The organism is Paenibacillus sp. sgz302191, from assembly GCF_057749925.1.
In genome coordinates this window covers 46194-66649 of the sequence record NZ_JBYLHY010000001.1, presented here as the reverse complement: position 1 = coordinate 66649, position 20456 = coordinate 46194, and the positions used below count along the sequence as shown (strand labels likewise).

Here is a 20456-nt window from a genome sequence, read left to right as displayed (position 1 = left end):
AATTGCGCAGGCAGCTTCTACACCCTGTAAGCCCGCATCGCTTTGCGGAGCTCTTTCCATGATGGGCGCTTGCCGTACATCAGCACGCCGGTGCGGTAAATTTTGGCGGCCAGCCAAGCCAGGCCGAGAATCGCGGCAAGCTGGATGGCGATCGACAGCCATATTTCCCAGACGGCCGGGCTGCTCATGCCAATGCGCAGGAACATAATCAACGGCGAGAAGAACGGCACGTAGGACATCGCCACGACAAAACCGGCGTTCGGATTGCTCAGCCCGAACATGGCGATCATAAAAGCGGCGACGATGAGAAAAGTGACCGGCATGATCGCCTGCCCGACCTCTTCAGTGCGGCTGACGAGCGAACCTATGGCCGCGAATACGGTCGCGTAAATGAAAAACCCAAGCAGGTAAAAAATCAAGAAATAGACAAGCATGGAAATTTGAATGTCCGACCAGTTGAGATGCAGTTCCCGGATCAGCTTGCTGTTGCCGGACAATCCCAGATTGACCGCCGCGGCCGCCAGGATCAGCGCAATTTGCAGCAGCGCCAGCAGGCAGATGCCGATGATTTTGCCGAACATTTGCTTAAGCGGCGAAACGCTGGTGATCAGCACCTCCATCACGCGCGAGCTTTTTTCCGACGTGATTTCCATAGCTACCATGTTGCCGAAGCCGATGACGCCCATATACAGCATGAACAGGAGCACATAGACGAGCGCATAGGCCATGACCATTTGCGATTCCGTTTTGCCTGCCGCCGCCTGATCCGATGCTGAAATTTGCACCGTTTCCAGACTTACCGGCGCTTGCATGCTGCTCATTTGCGCTGCGCTCAATCCGGCGTTCTGAAGAACGACATCCGTCTTGATCAGCTGCAGCGCCGATAGCAGCTTGCTTTTGAGGCTGAATTCCATCGTGCCTTCCGATTTATAGACGGCTTTCGGAAATCCCGCCTCCATCGCATCCGTGAACTCCAGATAGCCTTTAATCTTCTTGTCGGCGATTTGCTGCATGCCCAGAGCTTCGTTCCCCGCCGCACTCCCTGTATCTTGCAGCATGACGATAGCGATATCCGAGCTGCCCTGCTTGCTGTAGTAGTCCGCCAGTTTGCCGGCTATTTCGCTTTGCTTCCCGGCGAACACGCCGATTTTATCCGCTTCATGCGAGGACAGCTTATCGATCATCGTCGGAAGATGAATCATGACGGACAATAACAGCACGATAATCAAACACATCGCTCGAAACGACTTGGAACGAAACCGCGACATGAACGTAAATTTGACGACTGCCCACATGCTATTCATGCGTTTTCCCCACCTTTTTGATGAAAATTTCGTTCAGCGTCGGCTCCATGATCTGGAAGCGGTTCACGGGCGATTGGCTGAGAGCAAGCTGGAGGATTTGCTGACCGGCCGAAGGATCGCTCATGCGCAGCTCGCAGCCGTTCACATGTTCCGTGACGGAGACGACGCCCGGAATGTGTTCCAGCCCTTTGACCGGCCGCTCCGTTTCCAGAATCACCCTTTCTTTCGGAAAGGTCTCTTTAATCTGTTTCAGGCTGCCTTGAAGGACCGTATTGGATTTATGCAAAATGCAAATATGTTCGCAAAGCTCCTCGACATGATCCATCCGATGGCTGGAAAAAAGAATCGTTTTGCCTTCGTCGCGCAAGCTTTTTACAGTCGTCTTGAGCAGTTCCACGTTCACGGGATCCAGCCCGCTGAACGCTTCGTCCAGAATCAAAATCTCGGGATTGTGGATGACGGCGGCGATAAACTGGATTTTTTGCTGGTTCCCTTTGGATAGCTCTTCCACCCTCTTATTGTAATACTCCGGCACTTCGAACCGCTCCAGCCACGCCTTCAGGCTCGCCTCCGCCTGCTTGCGCGGCATACCGCGCAGCTCCGCCAAATATACGATCTGCTCGCTTACCTTGATCTTCGGGTACAGGCCGCGTTCTTCGGGCAAATAGCCGAGCAGCTTTCTTAATTCCTCACGGTAACCCTGCCCTTTCCAAACGATTCGCCCTGCATCCGGGTATATAAGTCCGAGCACCATCCGCATCGTCGTCGTTTTTCCCGCGCCGTTTGCGCCCAGCAAACCGTAGATTTCTCCCTGCTTGACGTTAAGATTAATGCCGTTAACAGCCGTTTTTTCGCCATACTGCTTCGTCACCTGCTCCACCTGCAGTGGATATGTCATTCTGCTCCCCGCCCTTCGTCTCTCATTTGCCGATCCATCAAAAATCCGAGAATCTCATCCAGCTCCACCGCCTGGGTTTGCAAAATTTTCACGCCGATCCGCTTCAATGCCGCCTCCGTCTCGCCAGGCGCATTGCTGACGATCTTCACCGTGGCGGAACCGCCGCGCTCCTCAAGCGATACGACGCCGGCGAGCTGTGAAAGCGGCTGTTCGGACCGCTCCACCCAAAACCTTTTCCAGCCGTCCAGCAGCACGTCTTTCTCGTACATGCCAAGCAGCTTTCCTTGATGTATAAAAGCCACGTAATCGGCCATGCGCTTCACTTCGTCCAGAATGTGCGTGGCGAATAGCACCGTCTTCTGTCCGCGATCCATAAAGCTTGCGATCTCGTCCATCATCATCCGCCAGGCGAACGGGTCCAGCCCCGCCGTAGGTTCGTCCAGCAGCAGAACGTCGGGATCGTAGGCCATCGCATAAATAAAAGCCAGCTTGCGCTTCATCCCTTTCGATAAATGGGCCAGTTTCTGCCCGTTGTCCAAACCGAACCGCACAAATAAATCGCGAACCAGCGACTCGTTCCAATTCGGATACCAATAAGCGACGAACTCGGTCAGTTCCTTTACCGTTTTGAAACCCGACTCGCTCCATTCCTCGGACTCCGACACGTAGCCCACCCGCCGCTTGAGCGCGATTTCATCCTGCTCGTACTGCCGGCCCAGCAGCCTGATTTCTCCGGCTTCGGGCTTTGTGACATTCATCAGCAGGCGGAACAATGAGCTTTTGCCCGAGCCGTTCGGACCTACTATCGCAACGATGTAGCCGGGCTCTACCTCCAAATCCATCGGGCCTATATTTATTTTATCAAGCGTCTTGCGCAAGCCCTTAATCGATACGGCCAACGTTTGACCAGATCCGTTCATCATACGTCGCTCTCCTCCTTGCCATTCATCTCTTGCCGAAGGGCTTCCTCAAACAAACCTCTGAGCTCTTCTGCCGTGCAGTTGACTGTAAGTCCCGTACGAATCGCCGCCCTCATCGCTTCCGCCACCGCATCCCTGCGGTAGCGCTCTCTCATTGATGCCCCGACCTGAGCTACGAAAGTGCCTGTTCCCTGCCTCGTCCGGAGAATCCCTTCGTTCTCCAAATCCTGGTACACCCTGCGGATCGTAATGACGCTGCACGACAGATCGCCGGCAAACTCGCGGATCGAAGGAAGCAGCGTTCCTTCCGCCAACTGCCCGCTCAAGATGAGCGCCCTGAGCTGAACTTCAATCTGATGGTACATCGGCTCCGCGCTATCTGCGGATATTTGTATCGGTATATGATGCATCGCTTTATCCATGCAGATCACGCTGATTCAGCCTTTTGGCCAGCATATTCCCGCTAACGTACACAGCAGCAGCCGCAAGAAGCAGCGAAACCGCAGGAATCAACAGCCCGTAATGCCGCACCCACTCCATAGTAACGATCCAAATCGGCTGCCCGGCAGCCGCAATCCACAACAAATATGCACTGATCGCATAGACAGGCAGCAGTATGAGACTGCGTAACAAATAGGCTCTGCCATGAACCCCTAATTCCCAGTACACGCACAGGCTCCCCATCATAATCGAATACCCCATCCAAGTCAGTGCCAGACTCACAAAATCGCCCAAGTCCGGGACTGTCCTGCCGAATATAGCCAGCATCGCGTAATTGCAGGAATAAAATACAGCCGACATGGCGATGACCATAATTAAAATTTGTAAAAAACGGCTGTAAATAATGACCCGATTCGACACTGCCATTGTTTTCAAGAAAAACAGTCTTTTCGTGAACGCATCCGTTTTCCAGTAGCTCATATACTCTTTAGTAAGCGAAAATCCCAGACTCGAAACGACCGTCAGTATCAAAAAATTGCTTGCAAGCGCCAAAAATACCGATGCAGCTCTGGAGTCCAACGCTCCTGTCAATGGCCCAACCATCATGTTTAAAGCCAAACCGCAGTACCCGTAAAGCAAAATACTTCCCAAATGCACCAGCCACTTATTCTTAAGTTCATGCGAAGCCAAGTACCAAGCGTCCTTCATAATACGGTCTCCAAACATCCTCTCACCTCAGTGTATCTACTGTGTATATTGATATGTACAGTATATACACGAAAAAACCGAAAAGCAAGCACATATACAAAAAAAGGCAAAGCCCGCGAGCGGATCTCCCGCCATTGGCTTCGCCTTATTGCGTTTTTTACTGTTCGGATTATTTGTACAATATATCGTCCTTCAACGTCGCTACCTTAGCCAGTACCTGTGCGATATCCGCTTCGCCGACTCCAAAATGCGCCAATGCATCGTGCAAATGTGTCGCAATCGCTTGAAAATGCGCCGGTTGAAGATTCATGCCGGCATGCGCTTTAGCCATCGACGTTCCCGTATACTGATTCGGACCGCCTAATGCAAAGCTGATAAATTTCGTCTGATGCTTCCTCTGCTTGTCCATATCGGTATCTTTGAAAAAGCCGTTCACGGTTTCATCCGCCAAAACCAATTCATAGAAGTAATCAACTACTTTACGAATTGTATCTTCACCGCCAAATTTTTCGTACAATGCTGTAGTTTCCATCGCTTCTCACACTCCTGATCTGAATTTGCTCACTTAGTATGCCACAAAAAAAGGCCGAGCTATGTGATTCAAATCACACAATCGACCTTTTTTACCGATTACTAACGTCCCAAAATGACATCCAGCACTGGCTTCGTCTCCCCGCCCGGATATAACACATACAGCAGCACATAGACGAGTACTCCGGTCGGCGCTGTGAGCAGCCAAATGATTGCCGCCCATCTGCCAATCCGCTTATGCTTCATAAAACGCTGCTTGTAGGCAAGCCACAAAGTGACCAAGCCCAGCACACCGCCTACCGTTGCCAGCGTAATGTGGAAAGAGAGAAACAAGTGATACGGAAGTTTCAAGCTTTCCGGACCGCCGAACGCCGTATTTCCTACAAACAGCGTTCTGGACGCATAGATCAAGAAAAAAGCCAGAGCAAAAATAGCGCCGAACACCATCAGTCTCTGATGAGTCTGCCGGTTTCCTTTGACGATATGATACCATCCAAAACCGACCAGTATTGCGCTTATAACGATGAATAGAGTACTGATAGTTGGCAGAATGTGCATCTTACCAATCCTTTCTTTCTACGCTCGATTCCAGTTGGGATTGCGAGATTCCGCCCCCTCCTGAAGGGTAAAGGAGTCAGAATCGTCTTCCTCTTTCCTTTCTCTACGATACCATTTAAAAAATACATACGCCAGTACGGAACCATAGACAATTTCTTGAACAATTTTCATTATGACCCCGCCAAGCTGCTGATCGTCCAGCGGCGACAGATGAGGAAATGGAACCACGACATCCCGATACATATCGTAAATGACCGTTTCCGCGAAAATGATGAGCGCACAAGCCGGTGTCAGAAGCACGCCATTGCCGAAAATGTAAGCGATCTTCTTCAGCTCGCTGAGCCGGTTAAGCTCCGGAATCGGGCAAAATACCGGGAACCACATGATGAACGCAGATACTAGCAGCACCGTATGATAGCCCAGCAAAAGCAGTTCGTTCTTCATGAGCCCGTCCATAATGAAAGGCATATGGTAAATCGAGAACAGCATATTGAATAAGAAAAGCGCAATGAGCGGTCTCGTAATGAACGAGAACAGCACTCTTACCGCTGTAATTTTCAAAAGGGGGCGAATGAGCGAGGCCGGCAAGCCGGACCAGATGAAAATCGGCACGATCAAATACACGATCGTTTGCTGCAGCATATGCATGCTGAACAAATAGTGATGTCCGATATAATTGATCGGGCTTCCTTGTCCGATGTAGAACAGAGCCAGCCCTGTGTAAAATGAGCTTTTTTGGCCTAACGTAACTTCCTCCGCATCAGCAGACGGTTTATTCCCTTTAGCGACCAAGCGGCTGTAAACATAGCCGATAATAATAAGCACTAACAGCAAAACCGGACTCCACAGATCAAAAAATCCGCCTATTTGGCTCATCATTTCCATTTGTCTCCTTTCAGTACAGCTCAGCATCCCGGCCTCATGGGAAAGGCCGCTTAAAAAAAGAGGAGGCACTTTGTTGAAAAACAAAGTTGCCTCTTCCAATTCGTTACCACCACATCCAGTAAACCGCCGCGATCACGCCTGTCAGAGCGACGATAGCGCCCCCTCCGATAAACATCAGCGGAAACAGATGGCCTCTTTCCTTCGCATGCATCCAGAACAACAGTTGGATCAACGCCTGAACGATCGCCAAGGTAACAATAAAGATGAAGATAAAGGAACGATCCAATCCTCCGTACAGTACAATTGCAAATGCCAGCATCGTAAGGATGATCGAAATAATGTAAGACAAATAGTGATTCAACGGCGACTCGTGCTTTTGCCGCTTGTTCGATGCGGGCGCTTCATGCAGATTGCTGCTCATCTTAATGACCCACCTTCCCCATCAGATAAACTACTGTGAAGATGAATACCCATACCAAGTCGATAAAGTGCCAATACAGCGAGGCAACATAAAACTTAGGCGCGGTTACAACGGTCAGTCCTTTTTTCAAGCCTTGCAAAATCAGCAGCGTAATCCAGCAAATCCCGAACGCTACGTGCGCTCCGTGGAAACCGACGAGCGTATAGAATGATGTAGCGAATGCGCTCGTTGTGAATTTATGTCCTTCATGCACGTACTCAACAAACTCGTAAATCTCCAGACCAAGGAACGAAAGACCGAACAATACGGTGATCAAAAGCCAGAACAGCAGTTGGCCCAGCTTTTGGCGATGCATGGCAATGATAGCGAACACGCTCGTCAAGCTGCTCGTCAACAAGATAAAGGTCGACCAGCCGACGGTTGTAAGCTTGAAAATTTCCTGGGCCGTAGGGCCGTCAGGCACTTGATTGCGAAGCGCGATGTATGTTGCAAACAGACAACCGAATAATACGACCTCTGCGCCGAGAAATAGCCAGAAACCAAGAACTTTATTTTTCCCTTCAAGAGTAGCCGTTTCCGGGTTGGCAGGCAAAACGCCAGTATGATGAGTACTCATGCCTTAACCCCCTTGTCTTCAAGCTCTTCCGGTTCGATATGCCAGCCGTGGTCGTCGTATACGGAACGCAGGAACATGGCGATTAATGTAACGGCGATGCCTGCTCCGGCAACATAGAAGTCTTTATACATAAATCCGAAACCTGCAATGAACAAACCGAGCGACATAACCAAAGGCAGGATCGATGGCGACGGCATATGAATCGAACCTACGGGCTCTGCCGGGATCATCTCTTTGTTGCCGGCCATTTTTTCTTTCCACAATGCATCCTGACCGCGAACAAGCGGAGTTTGCTTGAAGTTGTACTCAGGTGCAGGGGATGAAATCGTCCACTCCAGAGAACGTCCGTCCCACGGATCGGCAGGAGCCGTCTTAGGCTTGACGGATGTAACGATGATGTTGATCAGGAAAACCAAAGTTCCGATACCCATCAGGAACGCGCCGATGGTACTGACCAAGTTGCCCACCTCTAGATCATGCCCAGGTTGGTAAGTAAATACGCGTCGAGGCATACCCATCAAACCAAGGAAATGCTGCGGGAAGAACGTCAGATGGAAACCGATAAAGAACGTCCAGAAATGAACTTTGCCCAAAGCTTCGTTCAGCATGCGGCCGAACATTTTCGGCCACCAGTAGTACAGACCTGCAAACAAGCCAAGCACCAGACCGCCTACGATAACGTAGTGGAAGTGAGCTACGACGAAATATGTATCGTGGTACTGGAAGTCCGCCGCAGGAACCGCGAGCATAACCCCGGTAGTTCCGCCCATGACGAATGTCGGGATAAAAGCAGTTGCAAAAATGTTTGCAGTTGTAAAGCGGATTTGCCCGCCCCACAGCGTGAATAGCCAGTTAAAGATTTTCACGCCCGTTGGTACTGCGATCGCCATAGTAGCGATTGAGAAGATCGAGTTGGCTACAGGACCCAATCCTGTCGTAAACATATGGTGAACCCAAACCATGAAGCCCAAAAATCCGATCAAAACGGTTGCAAAAACCATGGAGCTGTATCCGAAAAGACGCTTTCTGGAGAACGTGGATACGATCTCGGAAATAATACCGAAAGCCGGAAGAATCAGAATGTAAACTTCGGGGTGTCCGAAAATCCAGAACAAATGCTCCCAAAGCACGTTGTTGCCGCCTCTTGCCGCATCGAAGAACGCTCCTCCGAATACGCGGTCGAACATCAGCTCGACAAGTCCTACCGTAATCGCCGGGAATGCAAGCACGATCAGACCCGAAGTAATAAATGCCGTCCATGTAAACATCGGCAGACGCATGTAAGTCATGCCCGGCGCACGCATATTGATAATCGTAACGAGGAAGTTAATCCCCCCGATCAGCGTACCGATACCGGCAATTTGCAGACCAAGGACGTAGAAGTCGGTACCCTGAATATTTTTTTCCAAAGTCTGCGCCCAATCGGCAGTGGTGATCGTGGATAACGGAGCGTAACCCGTCCATCCGGCGCTAGGCGCTCCGCCCAAAAACCAGCTTGTGTTCATGAGCACGCCGCCCAGGAAGAACAACCAAAATCCAAGCGAGTTCACGAACGGGAACGCAACGTCGCGTGCTCCGATCTGCAAAGGGACGATGGCGTTCATGAAAGCAAAGATGACCGGCATCGCCGCAAAGAAGATCATCGTCGTTCCATGCATCGTTGTCAATTGGTTAAAAGTGTCCCCGATGAAAATATGCTGAGACGGGTACGCAAGCTGGATCCGAATGAGAATCGCTTCAAGTCCTCCGACGAGGAAGAAGAATCCGCCCGCGATCAAGTACAGGATACCGATTTTCTTATGGTCGACAGTCGTGAGCCAATCCATCAGTCCGCTGTATCTTTTAGCTGTGTGAGAGTGAGCCAACGTATTTACCTCCTTTATCCCGAGAAGTGATTATTTCAATGTCTGCAAGTACTGAACGATATCTTTAATCTGTCCATCATCCAGTTTACCGCCGGCATTTTTGCCGAAAGCTGGCATCTTGTTGCCCGGTTTTTCTTCCTGCGGGTTATGTATCCATTTTTCCATATTATCAGGAGTATGTTCCAGCACACCTGCAAGCATTTTGCGGTCTGCGAAACCTTTCAGGTTAGGCGCGACCCCGGGTCCGCTGGCGTTGACTGCGTGACAGCTCATGCAGTTTTCTTTGAAAAGCTCTTCGCCTTTGGCCGCTGACGCAGGTACGGTGGCAGGTTTTTTCATATTTTCAACCCAGGCGTTGAAATCCGCTTCGCTTTTGGAAGTGACGACAAAATCCATCAAGGCGTGTGAAGCTCCGCACAGCTCCGCGCACTTGCCTTTGAACGTGTTGATCTCATCCGCTTGCAAATAAAGCGTATTCGTAATTCCCGGATTCGTATCGATCTTACCGCCAAGCGAAGGAACCCAGAATGCGTGGTTAACATCCGCAGATACCACTTCGAAAGCGATCGTTTTATTCGAAGGAATAACCAATTCCTGTGCAGTCGCAATTTGGTAATCGGGATATTCGAACTGCCACCAGAACTGATGCGCGGTTACTTTGACGTGAACGGCATCTTTGTCCTTCGTATGGTCAGCCGAATGCTTGAATGTGTATGATACTGTCGGAACGGCAAGCACCAGGAGCAGCAATATCGGAACGACTGTCCAGATGATTTCGAGAACGTGGTTGCCTTCCACTTGCTTGGGTATGCTGTCGTCGCCTTTACGCTTGCGATAGCGAACCAGAACGTACAAATAAATTGCAAAAACGACAATTACGACAAAAACCATGATAAAGAGACTCAGTTTCATCAAGAAAAGCTGCTCTTCCGCTACCGGACCTTTGGGCTTCAAAGCAGACAGGGTCGGGTCTCCACACCCCGCTAGCAAGAACGTCATTACCGCAAAAAGGGGTATTAGACGCCATAACTTTTTCCATCGACTCATTGTATCAACCCCACTTTTCGAACCAATATTTTTACCACAAAGCCCATGCACATGTCAATCAACCAAATCACACTTTATTAACTATAAATTCGTGAAAAGTTTTTGTCAATCGCTCTGGAGAAGTTCACAAATTGTTCTTAAACGGCTTATCGGTGTCAAATTTCTCTCCATGGTTATTTCCATTAATCCCCCGCTTTATGCATGAAGTGTCACAGATTCAGGGAGAATAAAAGCCCTCAAACATCCCATCCTATAAGCATGACAAAGTTGCATAGGGGGTCTGGATCAAATATGTTTGCAAATAAGCTCAGAAACATAGGATTTCCGATTTGTGGAATCATATTCCTGATAACGTTCATCGCCGGATGCGGAGCACAGGACAGACAATACGGCAAAAGCCCGGATCACACCAACTACGGTTCTCCTTCCAAAAGCGCGGTCGAATCCGAGAGAGCATATCAAACCCAGCAGCTGTACGGGCCCGTGACGCACAACAATAAAAAGCTGGAATACAGCCAGTTCCTGTCGAACCAGCTGAATTCTTTGAATGGGGTCAATACTTCCATCGTTATGACGACCGACCAAAATGCCTACGTCGCCCTCATGATCGACAATACGGCTACAGGCACCAAAGGAACCGTTAAGGAAACGGGAAACCAGGGAACTGTCGCGGGCATCTACAATAACATTGCGCGAGATACCGATGCGATCGATTCCAACAGTCTGAACATAGGCGTCAACAATTATGAAACAGCCATCCATCACGATTTCCTCGCGCACCGGTTCAAACAGCGGATCGCCGAAAAAGTCCGCAAACTGCAGCCTAACGTGCGAGACGTATACATTTCGGCAAACCGCGATTTTTTGAACAAAATGAACAATTATGCCCAGGAAAGCTGGAAGGGCAACTCGCTGCAGCCCTTTTTGCCCGAATTCAACAGGGTAGTAACGAACGTTTTCGGCACCGAACAGGTGCTGCCTAAATAAAGTTTCTTCTATATAAATAGGCGGTCTGGCGCCGGCTCCTGTTTTCATTTGGCGGGCTATCCTGTAGAATGAGGGGTATTCAATAAGTAGGAAAAGGGAGCTGGCCGATAACCATGTCCAATGGATTTGCCTCATTAGGAATTCGCGATAGTCTTGTCAAACAATTAAAAGCTAACGGAGTAGTGGAACCGACGCCCATACAGCGGGAAGCAATCCCCGCATTGATGAGCGGAACCGATGTTATCGCGCAAGCGCAGACCGGTACCGGCAAAACGCTTGCTTTCGTGCTGCCTATGCTGGAAATCGTAAATGTAGATAAACCGGATGTACAAGCATTGATTTTGACACCGACACGGGAGCTGGCCATTCAGATCACAAGCGAGCTGCAAAAGCTGGCGCCCGTCACTGGTGCGAACGTACTCGCCGCATACGGCGGTCAGGACGTGGAAAGACAGCTCAGAAAGCTTGAGGGAAACATACATATAGTAGTAGGAACGCCGGGAAGACTGCTTGATCATCTTCGCCGCGGGTCCCTGCAATTCTATAAGCTGAAAATGCTTGTCCTCGACGAAGCGGATCAAATGCTGCATATGGGCTTTTTGCAGGAGGTTCAGGATATTATCGCCCAAACCTCGACGCACCGCCAAACCCTGCTCTTCTCGGCCACGATGCCGCAGCAGGTGCGGAATTTATCCAAAGCGTATATGCGAAACCCGCAGGAAATTCATATTGAAACCAAACAGATTACACTGAAAGAAATCGAGCAGGTTCTGGTGCAAACGACGGACCGCGGCAAGCAGGACGCTTTGTGCGAAGCCATCGACAAGTACAAACCGTACCTGGCGATGATTTTTTGCCGGACGAAGCGCAGAGCGTCGGCGCTCAACGAAGCTTTGCAGGAGGAAGGCTACGCGTCCGACGAGCTGCACGGGGATTTGTCGCAGGCGAAGCGCGAGCAGGTCATGAAACGGTTCCGCGAAGGAAAAGTCGAGCTGCTCGTAGCGACGGACATCGCCGCGCGGGGGTTGGATGTCGAAGGCGTGACGCACGTCTTCAATTATGATGTCCCCCACGATGCGGAAAGCTACATTCACCGGATCGGACGGACGGGACGCGCCGGCCAAACGGGCGTAGCCGTTACTTTTGCTTCCCAGCGGGATATGTTCTATATCGAGCTGATTGAAAAAGGCATCCGCATGCCGCTGCGCAAGCAGGATGCGCCAAGACGGGTCCGTGCCGAGGCAGCGGACGAAGTCAGCCCGGGCAGAGGCTCCGCCCGCAAAGGAGCCGGGCAGCAGCCCGGCGGACGCCGCAGCAGAGGCGCGCAGGACGCGGGCGCGCGGAGAGGACGCGCGGCGGGTAATGCAGCCGCGAAGGGCTGGAGCGAGCCTGCCGGCGCAGCGCGCGATGGCGGCTTCGCAGGGCGCGGAACGCGCGGCGGCGGGGCGGCTGAGAGCACGCGAAGAGGCAGGGCTGAGCGGACAGGCGCGGGGCGCGGACAGCAGCGGGCGGGCAATGCCACTGCGCAGAGCTGGGGCGAGCACGACGGCGCGGCGCGCGATGGCGGCTTCGCGGAACGCGGGACGCGCGGCGGCGGGGCCGCTGAGGGCACGCGGAGAGGCAGGGCTGAGCAGACGGGCGCAGCGCGCGATGGCGGCTTCGCAGGGCGCGGAACGCGCGGCGGCGGGGCGGCCGAGGGCACGCGAAGAGGCAGGGCTGAGCAGCAGGGCGCAGGGCGCGATGGCGGCTTCGCGGAGCGCGGAACGCGCGGCGGCGGAGCGGCTGAGAGCTCGCGGAGAGGCAGGGCCGAGCAGCAGGGCGCAGGGCGCGATGGCGGCTTCGCAGGGCGCGGAACGCGCGGCGGCGGGGCGGCCGAGGGCACGCGAAGAGGCAGGGCCGAGCAGCAGGGCGCAGCGCGCGATGGCGGCTTCGCAGGGCGCGGCGGCAGTACCGGCGGCGACGGGTGGAGCAGTTCCAGACGCGCAGCTGAAAGCGGGGCGCGGAGCGCCGGAGGCGGCTCGGGACGCGGAGCGCGCAGCGGCAATGCAGGCGCGGAACGCGCACCCCGGCAGGGAAAAACTCAAGGGCGCGGCGCACAAAATCAACGCGGACGCGGGCGCAAATAGGTTTTCCACATTTTCGCCCGCCGACCGGTGTCTTTACCAATAGTCAATTAGGGTGTAAAATATGAGAAAGCGGTTTAATCCGATCCAACAGTCAAAAATCGTTTCATACCGAACCACGCACGTAGAATGCCCTCATATTTGCCAAATAAGGAGGTATGTTCCATGTACGCATTGAAGGAAAGAGAAATGATTTTTGTATTTACGGGTCCCCATGGGGCCGGCCGTAAAACCGTTGCGGAAATGTCCGGGTCGACGCTCGGCATCAAGCAGGTCATTTCGTACACGACAAGACCGCAAAAACCGACGGAAGTGGATGGACAGGATTACCACTTTATTACGGCAGACCAATTTGCCAGTGCGCAGGCGAACCATGAATTCATTGAGATTACAACGATCAACGATTATTTGTATGGCATCAAAAGCGCGGATATCGAACGCATGTTCCAGTCCAGCGGCAGCATTTACCTGATTCTGAACCGGTCCGGCGCCGAGACACTCAAAGCATTGTACGGCGAACATCTGGTGCGGATTTGCATTTATGCCGGCAGAGACACCCTGGAGCAAAGGATGCGGGAGAGCGGCGATTCCGAAGATGCTATTGCAACATATTTGTCCTACTACGAGGATGAGTTGGCTTACCGCGACAAATGCGAGCATAGTTTTGAAAATGTGGATTTGGCGCACACCGTTTTCGACCTGACCAAAACGTTGGACGATTATTTAAACCGCAATTTGCTGGAACTCGATTAAAGGGCAGCCAGTCATTAGTCATAAACAGGCCTGGACGCTTCCTGCGTCCGGGTCTTTTTAAATGCCTATTTTGAAAGGAGCTTTTGCAAGATGAAAATCGTTTCTATAGAACCTACGCCGAGCCCCAACTCCATGAAGCTTAACCTCGACGAATCTCTGCCTGCCGGCGTGCGGATGACTTACACGAAAGACGATAGCGGGCATGCGCCGCAGCCGATCCGCGAGCTGCTGGGCGTCCCGGGCGTCGTCAGCATTTTTCATACGGCGGATTTCGCCGCGGTGGATCGGACGCCGAAGGGCGACTGGCAGTTCATACTGGCCAAAGCCCGCGAGGCATTCGGCGAAGCCGGGCCGTCTGCGGACAGCGGACTGCCGCCGGCTCAAGCCGCCGCTGAGGCGGCTTATGGCGAGGCGCAGGTGCTGGTGCAGACGTTTCGCGGCATCCCGCTCCAAGTGAGGGTTCGGGCCGGCGCGGAAGAATTCCGCGCCGCGATGCCGGAACGCTTCACCGAAGCGGCGGTCCACGCAGGCACGGCATCCCCGAACCTGATCAAGGAGCGGAAGCTCGAAGAGCTCGGCGTGCGCTACGGCGAGCTGAAAGACATCGCGGGCGAAGTCGTCCAGGAGCTGGACGCTTCCTACGACGCCGCCCGCGTCGAGAATCTGGTCTCCCTCGCGATGCGGGAGACCGCCGAAGCGCCCGCGGATGCCGACGCGGGCGAAACCGACATCGGCGCAGCGGCGGAGCAGCTGCGCCATCCGGACTGGAAGCGGCGCTATGCCGCGCTTCAGCGGATTCAGCCGTCGCTGGAGACGCTGCCGCTGCTCGTCCATGCTCTGCAGGACGAGAACACGTCGATCCGCCGGCTGGCGACGGTCTACCTCGGGGACATCAAGGAGCCCGAGGTGCTGCCTTATCTGTATCGTGCCCTCGGGGACGATACGCCGGCCGTGCGCCGGACAGCAGGCGATACGCTGTCCGACATCGGCGACCCCGCCGCCATGCCGGCCATGGCGAAGGCGCTCAAAGACCGCAACAAGCTGGTGCGTTGGCGGGCGGCGCGCTTTTTATACGAAGTCGGCGACGACTCCGCCATCGAAGCGCTGCGCGAGGCGGCGGACGATCCTGAATTCGAGGTGCGGATGCAGGTCAAGATTGCCCTTGAGCGCATCGAAGGCGGCCACGCGGCGGAGGGATCGGTATGGCAGCAAATGACGCGCCGCAACGATTGAATCATACTCCACAGATGGTGCAGCTCGGCGGGTAGAGGCAAGGCGCTTGACTTATCAGCCTCATCCGCTCGTTTAATGCTTGCCAATTGCGAAAAGCCTGCGAAAGTGCAGGCTTTTTCTGCTAAAATAGCCCGATTTCAGGAAAAGCCTGCAATTGTGCAGGAATTTTTGCTCAAAATGGGGCCGGGGCCCGGTTTTTCGCGGAAAGCCTGCACTTTTGCAGGAATTCTTCCCAGCTAGCGTATCAACGCGTAAAAAGCTGCACTTTTGCATGCTTTCTCCACGCTGCCAAGCATCTGCATCTCCTCTGGCGGATGAGCTATGCACTAGTCTCACTTTATAGGCAAGTAGAATGCATCCCAATTATCTTCATTTTCTGTGGAGTGACGTGTGCAAGCCTCATCCGCTCGTTTAATGCTTGCCAATTGCGAAAAGCCTGCGAAAGTGCAGGCTTTTTCTGCTAAAACGGCTCGATTTCAGGAAAAGCCTGCAATTGTGCAGGAATTTTTGCTCAAAATAGGGCCGAGGCCCAGGTTTTTGCGGAAAGCCTGCACTTTTGCAGGAATTCTTCCCAGCTAGCGTATCAACGCGTAAAAAGCTGCACTTTTGCATGCTTTCTCCACGCTACCAAGCAGATGCCTTTCCTCACGCCAACAAAAAGAACGCCCCCTCCCTCCGGCTTACCGGCATGGCGGGGCGTGCTTTTAATTCTTCCCAGCGAGCGAATCAGCGAGCAAAAAGCTACACTTTTGCAGGCTTTCTCCGCTTTGCCAAGCAGTTGCCGCTCCTCACGCCAACAAAAAGCACGCCCCCACCCTCCGGCTTCCCGGTTTGGCGAGGCGTGCTTTTAGCGCTTCAGCATGCTCTTTGCTCCTTGCCTTTTGCTTCAGAGTGCTCTTTGCTTCTGGCCTTTTGCTTCAGGCATGCGCTTTCTGCTTCTGCCGTTCCGGCTCGGGCTCCGGCTCCGGTTCGGCTCCTGCCTTCGATGCCGACTTCGGGCGGATTGCGAGAAGCGCGAGTACCGCCGCTGCCAGGCAAGTTCCGGAAATCGTGTAGAACATCACATTCGGCGATATTTTGATCAGCAGCGAAGCGGCCGGCGGGCCGGCGGCGACGCCGATGAAGCGCATCGAGCTGTAGATCGAGGTGATCGTCCCCCGTTCTTTTTTCTCGATGCCTTCGGTAATCATCGCATCCAGGCAGGGCAGCGACGAGCCGATTCCGATGCCCGCCAGGCTGAGCAGCATGAGCAGCATACTGATGTGGTGCATCGTTCCGCACAGCCACACGCTTACGGATAAAAGCGCAATGCCCGAGAATGTAACCCATTTCATGCGCAGTTTATTTTGCCCGATCCATCTGCCTGCCGCAAAAGACGCTATGCAGAGCGCCGCCAGCGGGATCGCCAGCACGCAGCCTTTTAAGACTCCCAGCAAATGAAATTGTTCTTCGAGCAGTTCCGATAAGTAGAAAAGCGTGCCAAAAACAACGAACATGCATATGCCGCCGATCGCAAAAATCGCATAAAGCCATCTTCCCTTTTGGCGGAAAGTCGACTTTATCGAGCTCCAAAAGCTGGAGAAGCCGGTTTTTTCGACGGTTTCCTGATCTGAGCTTTTGGGCGTTTTAACCAAAAAACCGACGAGCAGCACGGAGATCAGACAAAACACCGGAATGGCCAAAAATGGCAAGTACCATACAAGCACGGCGAGCGACGAGCCTAGAATCGGACTCAATACTTTGCCAAGCGTGTTGGACGTTTCGATCATTCCCAGCCCGCTGCTTACATCGCTTTCTTTTTTAAACAGATCGCCTACCAGCGGAAGCACGATCGGCGCAGCGCCGGCCGCGCCCACTCCCTGCATAAACCGTCCGATCAAAATCAGAAGATACGGCTGCTGCATCCACATTGCCGCCAGCCCGGATACTAATCCTCCGATGCCCGTTATGATCAAGCTCGGAATGATCACTTTTTTCCTACCGATTTTATCGGAAATATAGCCGGCAATCGGGATGAGAACAATCGCAATCGCCGAGTAAACGGTAATCATCAGGCTTACCTGCAGTGAAGTCACTCCAAGCTTGGCGCGAATAGCCGGAAGTACGGGGATCAGCATGGAATTCCCCAGCGTCATAATTAGCGGAATGGATGCAATCGAGATCAGGTCCCATTTTTTTCCTTCCTCCAAGAGCGCACACCCGTTCTGTTCCAATGTTGCTGCCCTAAGCCTCTCCGGCAGTCCGGTCGATTGGTCAGCATACCTACTATTCCCTTCGTTCAGGCAGGTCATTCCCGATCATCGGTCAGCGCTCAAACTGCTTGAAGTACAAGATTCGTTCGAGTATAGTCGGATGGGAGCCGCGGAACCACTGCACGAGCGGGGGCTGCGTAACCGGACTCAGGTTCTCTTTGGCGATTTTCTGAAAAGCGCGCACCGCGGCAGCGCCGGCGCCGGTCATCTTCATCGAGTACATGTCCGCCCTGTGTTCGATGACGCGCGAGAACGCATTTTGCGCCGGAGCCGATGCGAAATTCATAAAGGTTGCTATCAAAAGCAAAATCGGCAGCGCGGCAAGGTCGCGTTCTTCGCGGATTCCCCAAAGTGGGCCCCAGCGGCGGACAGCGAACCGATAAGCATGAAAGGCGAGCCAAAACCCGATAAAGCTCAAAACGACGCCAAACAGAATGCCCCAATAGATGTGCTTCTCCGCATAATGCCCCATTTCATGAGCCATGACGGTCAAAATCTCGTCTTTTTGCAGTTTTTGCAAAATCGTATCCCACAGCACGATTCTTGCGTTGCCGCCGATGCCGTTCACATAAGCGTTGATCGCATTCGTGCGCTCCGACATGTTCACTTGATAAACCTGATGGGCCGGAATATCCGATTTGGCTGCCAGGTCCAAAATATCGCGCCTCAGTTCCTGATTTTGCAGCGGCTGAAAATCGTTGTACAGCGGGTCCAGCACAACGGGCTGGATAAAGGTCACAAACAGAATAAGCGGAATCGAAGCGAGCCAAAACCACAGCCACCAACGGTTCGGGCTGCGTCTTATGACCCAGCGGAACAGTCCGACGATGACGAGCGTGCCGAAAGTGTTAATAACAAAATCTTTGGCGTGGTCGCCCCAAAACATCCCGATCGTTTCGTTGGATATGCCGTACGCTTGGTCAACTTTGAGCAAGTAGTAATCAACCGGCATAAACAGCACGTCCATCAGCAGCAAGAACAGTGTCACATAGACGATCGTCTGCCAAAAAGGCTTGCGGAACCACCGCTCGGCCGCATTGCGAAAACGCACGGATACGCCCAGCAGCGCGAGCAGCAGCCCCATTTGCAGCGGAGAGGTTAAAAAATACGCCAGCGAATGGATGCGCGACAGCGATTCCGCTTTTGCGATCTCCTGCGCGGTCATAAACGTATGCGGGTCCGCTTCCGTAGCTGCGAGCCCGTTCGGAATGCCGAACAAGTCGCCTTTCAACAAATAGAGGCTTACCGCTAAAGCGTATACTCCGAAAACGATCACAAGCAGCGTGTACATGCGTTTCATAACAGTCCTCCTCCACAAACCGCTAATACTGCTAGTACTGCCTTTATACCGGTACGATTACCGGGCTTAGCACGGTCTCGCCCAGTTCAAGAATCCGCAGGTCCCCGGAGCCGGCCATTTTCCGGGACCATTCTTTCTCCAGCCGCTCCAACGCTTCATTTGGCGTATCGTCAGCCAGCTTGAACGTTCCGTAATGCATAGGGATGAATACTTTGGCCTGCACATCGCAAAAAGCTTGTACGGCCTCCTCGGGCGTCATATGAGACACTTGCATGAACCATACGGGATCATATGCCCCGATAGGCATAATAGCGGTATGTATCCGATATCTGGAGCCAATTTCTTTAAAACCGCGGAAATAACCGCTGTCTCCGGCAAAATAAACGGCTTCTTCGCCTGCGCCTTCCTTCTTGATCACCCACCCTCCCCAATGGGAAGAGTTGGTATCCCAAAGCGTTCTGCGCGTCCAATGCTGCGCGGGAACGAAGTGAAACTCCAGGCTCCCGACCTGGGCAAATCCCCACCACGGCAGCTCTAACACCTGTTGGAAGCCTTTGCGTCTGATCATCGGGCCAAGGCCCTCGGGTACGAGTATAGTCGGATTGCCCCTTAACGAGCGGAGAGATGGAATGTCCAAATGATCGTAGTGGGCGTGCGAAATCAGAATTACATCCGCCTGCGGCATATCCTGAACGGATAATCCGGGCTCGGTCAACCGTCTGGCAGTACCCATTCTTTTTGCCCATACGGGGTCCGTGACGATGTTCATGCCTTCTTTTTGAATAAGAAACGTCGAATGTCCGATCCACGTAATCGTTTCTTCCGCACGGTTTTCCTGCAAAAAGCGGGGACTTTTATTCCGGTGCTGCGGAACCTGGTAATCGACGTTCTTCTTCGGCCTGTTCCGCATCCACTTCATCACATCGCGGAAAGAATGATCATTGCTTATATTGTCCATATTTGAAAATTTTCCAGCCATCCGGTTTTGCCTCCCTCTAAGGATATGCTTCTCCCGCCTACCCTAAGTACAACCAGTTTAGCACCATATTCTGCAAGCAGCAAAAAAACCCCCGGCATCGTAGGCGGAGGCCTTTACTTTTTTTCCGCCAGCTGCCGCAGGCGGTTTCGGATTTCAGCCGGAATGGCGGGGCTTTCGAGCTGATTGACTGCGCCGGGATCCGCTCCATGGATATCCAAATAGCGCCAGAGCCGCTCCGCCTTCAACGGGCGGTTCATCAGTTCATAGGCGACGGCCCAAACTTCCGGCGAGCCGACGGCAATCCCTTTCCAGCGATGCGAAGCGACGGTCGGAATGCAGACGACGCCGTCTTTGGCATGAATTTTGAAGCCGCCGATAATTTCGATCGCCTTGCCCTGCGTCTCCACTCTAATCAAATAATCGCTGGCGAAAGGAAAATCGCCGACACGCTGCGGCGCCGCCTTGAACGCCGTCAAGCTCGCGAGCACCTTATCCATGGGAGCGTCCGTCGTCAAGTCCCAGTCGTTCACGGTTTCCGTCAAACCGAGACTATGCATCATCCCGCTCCCGCCTAACGCACAGTCGATCCCCGCGGACTCCAGGGCCGCCGTCACTTGCTCCAGTTCCTCCAATGC

20 protein-coding genes are annotated in these 20456 nt (G+C 53.1%); 4 read left to right on the top strand and 16 right to left on the bottom strand.

Features of this window, described 5'->3' with window-relative positions:
* Positions 1-17: 17 nt before the first annotated feature.
* The 12 genes from AC3G2T_RS00310 to coxB form a co-directional block, all read right to left on the bottom strand.
* Positions 18-1304 carry an ABC transporter permease gene (locus AC3G2T_RS00310; protein ID WP_488434118.1) on the bottom strand — a complete coding sequence of 429 codons (1287 nt, stop codon included), beginning with the start codon at positions 1302-1304 and terminating at the stop codon, positions 18-20.
* Positions 1297-2202 carry an ABC transporter ATP-binding protein gene (locus tag AC3G2T_RS00305; protein ID WP_488434117.1) on the bottom strand — a complete coding sequence of 302 codons (906 nt, stop codon included), beginning with the start codon at positions 2200-2202 and terminating at the stop codon, positions 1297-1299. The genes AC3G2T_RS00310 and AC3G2T_RS00305 overlap by 8 nt, the downstream gene beginning before the upstream one ends.
* The gene (locus AC3G2T_RS00300; protein ID WP_488434116.1) at positions 2199-3125 is read right to left on the bottom strand and encodes an ABC transporter ATP-binding protein; all 927 of its coding nucleotides are present in this window, start codon (positions 3123-3125) and stop codon (positions 2199-2201) included. Before AC3G2T_RS00300 ends, AC3G2T_RS00305 begins: the two co-directional genes overlap by 4 nt.
* Positions 3122-3544, bottom strand: coding sequence for a GntR family transcriptional regulator (locus tag AC3G2T_RS00295; RefSeq protein WP_488434115.1), 423 nt, complete (start codon positions 3542-3544; stop codon positions 3122-3124). Before AC3G2T_RS00295 ends, AC3G2T_RS00300 begins: the two co-directional genes overlap by 4 nt.
* Positions 3537-4271 (bottom strand): hypothetical protein, encoded by a 735-nt coding sequence (locus AC3G2T_RS00290; RefSeq protein ID WP_488434114.1) that lies wholly within the window; start codon positions 4269-4271, stop codon positions 3537-3539. Before AC3G2T_RS00290 ends, AC3G2T_RS00295 begins: the two co-directional genes overlap by 8 nt.
* 169 nt (positions 4272-4440) lie before the next feature.
* On the bottom strand, positions 4441-4803 hold the full coding sequence (locus AC3G2T_RS00285) for a group I truncated hemoglobin (RefSeq protein ID WP_488434113.1): 363 nt from the start codon (positions 4801-4803) through the stop codon (positions 4441-4443).
* A 101-nt stretch (positions 4804-4904) separates the two neighbouring features.
* A complete protein-coding gene (locus AC3G2T_RS00280) occupies positions 4905-5360 on the bottom strand; it encodes a DUF420 domain-containing protein (protein WP_488434112.1) in 456 nt (151 codons plus the stop codon).
* A gap of 18 nt (positions 5361-5378) precedes the next feature.
* A complete protein-coding gene (locus AC3G2T_RS00275) occupies positions 5379-6239 on the bottom strand; it encodes a cytochrome c oxidase assembly protein (RefSeq protein ID WP_488434111.1) in 861 nt (286 codons plus the stop codon).
* A 109-nt stretch (positions 6240-6348) separates the two neighbouring features.
* The gene (locus AC3G2T_RS00270) at positions 6349-6666 is read right to left on the bottom strand and encodes a cytochrome C oxidase subunit IV family protein (protein WP_474682039.1); all 318 of its coding nucleotides are present in this window, start codon (positions 6664-6666) and stop codon (positions 6349-6351) included.
* A gap of 1 nt (position 6667) precedes the next feature.
* Positions 6668-7282, bottom strand: coding sequence for a cytochrome (ubi)quinol oxidase subunit III (locus AC3G2T_RS00265; RefSeq protein WP_474682038.1), 615 nt, complete (start codon positions 7280-7282; stop codon positions 6668-6670).
* Entirely contained in the window at positions 7279-9147 is a 1869-nt protein-coding gene (gene ctaD / locus AC3G2T_RS00260; protein WP_474682037.1) for a cytochrome c oxidase subunit I, read from the bottom strand. Before ctaD ends, AC3G2T_RS00265 begins: the two co-directional genes overlap by 4 nt.
* Before the next feature lie 30 nt (positions 9148-9177).
* Entirely contained in the window at positions 9178-10194 is a 1017-nt protein-coding gene (gene coxB / locus AC3G2T_RS00255) for a cytochrome c oxidase subunit II (protein WP_488434110.1), read from the bottom strand.
* A 291-nt stretch (positions 10195-10485) separates the two neighbouring features.
* On the opposite strand from coxB, the gene AC3G2T_RS00250 reads away from it, so the two are divergent.
* The 4 genes from AC3G2T_RS00250 to AC3G2T_RS00235 all read left to right on the top strand — a co-directional run bounded on the left by AC3G2T_RS00250 (position 10486) and on the right by AC3G2T_RS00235 (position 15290).
* Positions 10486-11181 carry a YhcN/YlaJ family sporulation lipoprotein gene (locus AC3G2T_RS00250; protein ID WP_488434109.1) on the top strand — a complete coding sequence of 232 codons (696 nt, stop codon included), beginning with the start codon at positions 10486-10488 and terminating at the stop codon, positions 11179-11181.
* Between the two features lie 113 nt (positions 11182-11294).
* Positions 11295-13307, top strand: coding sequence for a DEAD/DEAH box helicase (locus AC3G2T_RS00245; protein WP_488434108.1), 2013 nt, complete (start codon positions 11295-11297; stop codon positions 13305-13307).
* Positions 13308-13469: 162 nt separating this feature from the next.
* Positions 13470-14057 carry a guanylate kinase gene (locus tag AC3G2T_RS00240; protein ID WP_474682033.1) on the top strand — a complete coding sequence of 196 codons (588 nt, stop codon included), beginning with the start codon at positions 13470-13472 and terminating at the stop codon, positions 14055-14057.
* A 90-nt stretch (positions 14058-14147) separates the two neighbouring features.
* On the top strand, positions 14148-15290 hold the full coding sequence (locus AC3G2T_RS00235; RefSeq protein ID WP_488434107.1) for a virulence factor: 1143 nt from the start codon (positions 14148-14150) through the stop codon (positions 15288-15290).
* Positions 15291-16207: 917 nt separating this feature from the next.
* Here the strand turns inward: AC3G2T_RS00235 and bcbE are convergent.
* From bcbE to AC3G2T_RS00215, 4 genes are all read right to left on the bottom strand, one after another.
* Complete coding sequence (bcbE, locus tag AC3G2T_RS00230; protein WP_488434106.1) at positions 16208-17479, bottom strand: bacillibactin exporter BcbE; 1272 nt, start codon at positions 17477-17479, stop codon at positions 16208-16210.
* Between the two features lie 115 nt (positions 17480-17594).
* Positions 17595-18842, bottom strand: a complete 1248-nt coding sequence (locus tag AC3G2T_RS00225; RefSeq protein ID WP_488434105.1) for a M48 family metallopeptidase — start codon at positions 18840-18842, stop codon at positions 17595-17597.
* 43 nt (positions 18843-18885) lie between these two features.
* The gene (locus AC3G2T_RS00220) at positions 18886-19821 is read right to left on the bottom strand and encodes an MBL fold metallo-hydrolase (RefSeq protein WP_488434104.1); all 936 of its coding nucleotides are present in this window, start codon (positions 19819-19821) and stop codon (positions 18886-18888) included.
* A gap of 113 nt (positions 19822-19934) precedes the next feature.
* On the bottom strand, positions 19935-20453 hold the full coding sequence (locus tag AC3G2T_RS00215) for a hypothetical protein (protein WP_474682028.1): 519 nt from the start codon (positions 20451-20453) through the stop codon (positions 19935-19937).
* Positions 20454-20456 lie beyond the last annotated feature (3 nt).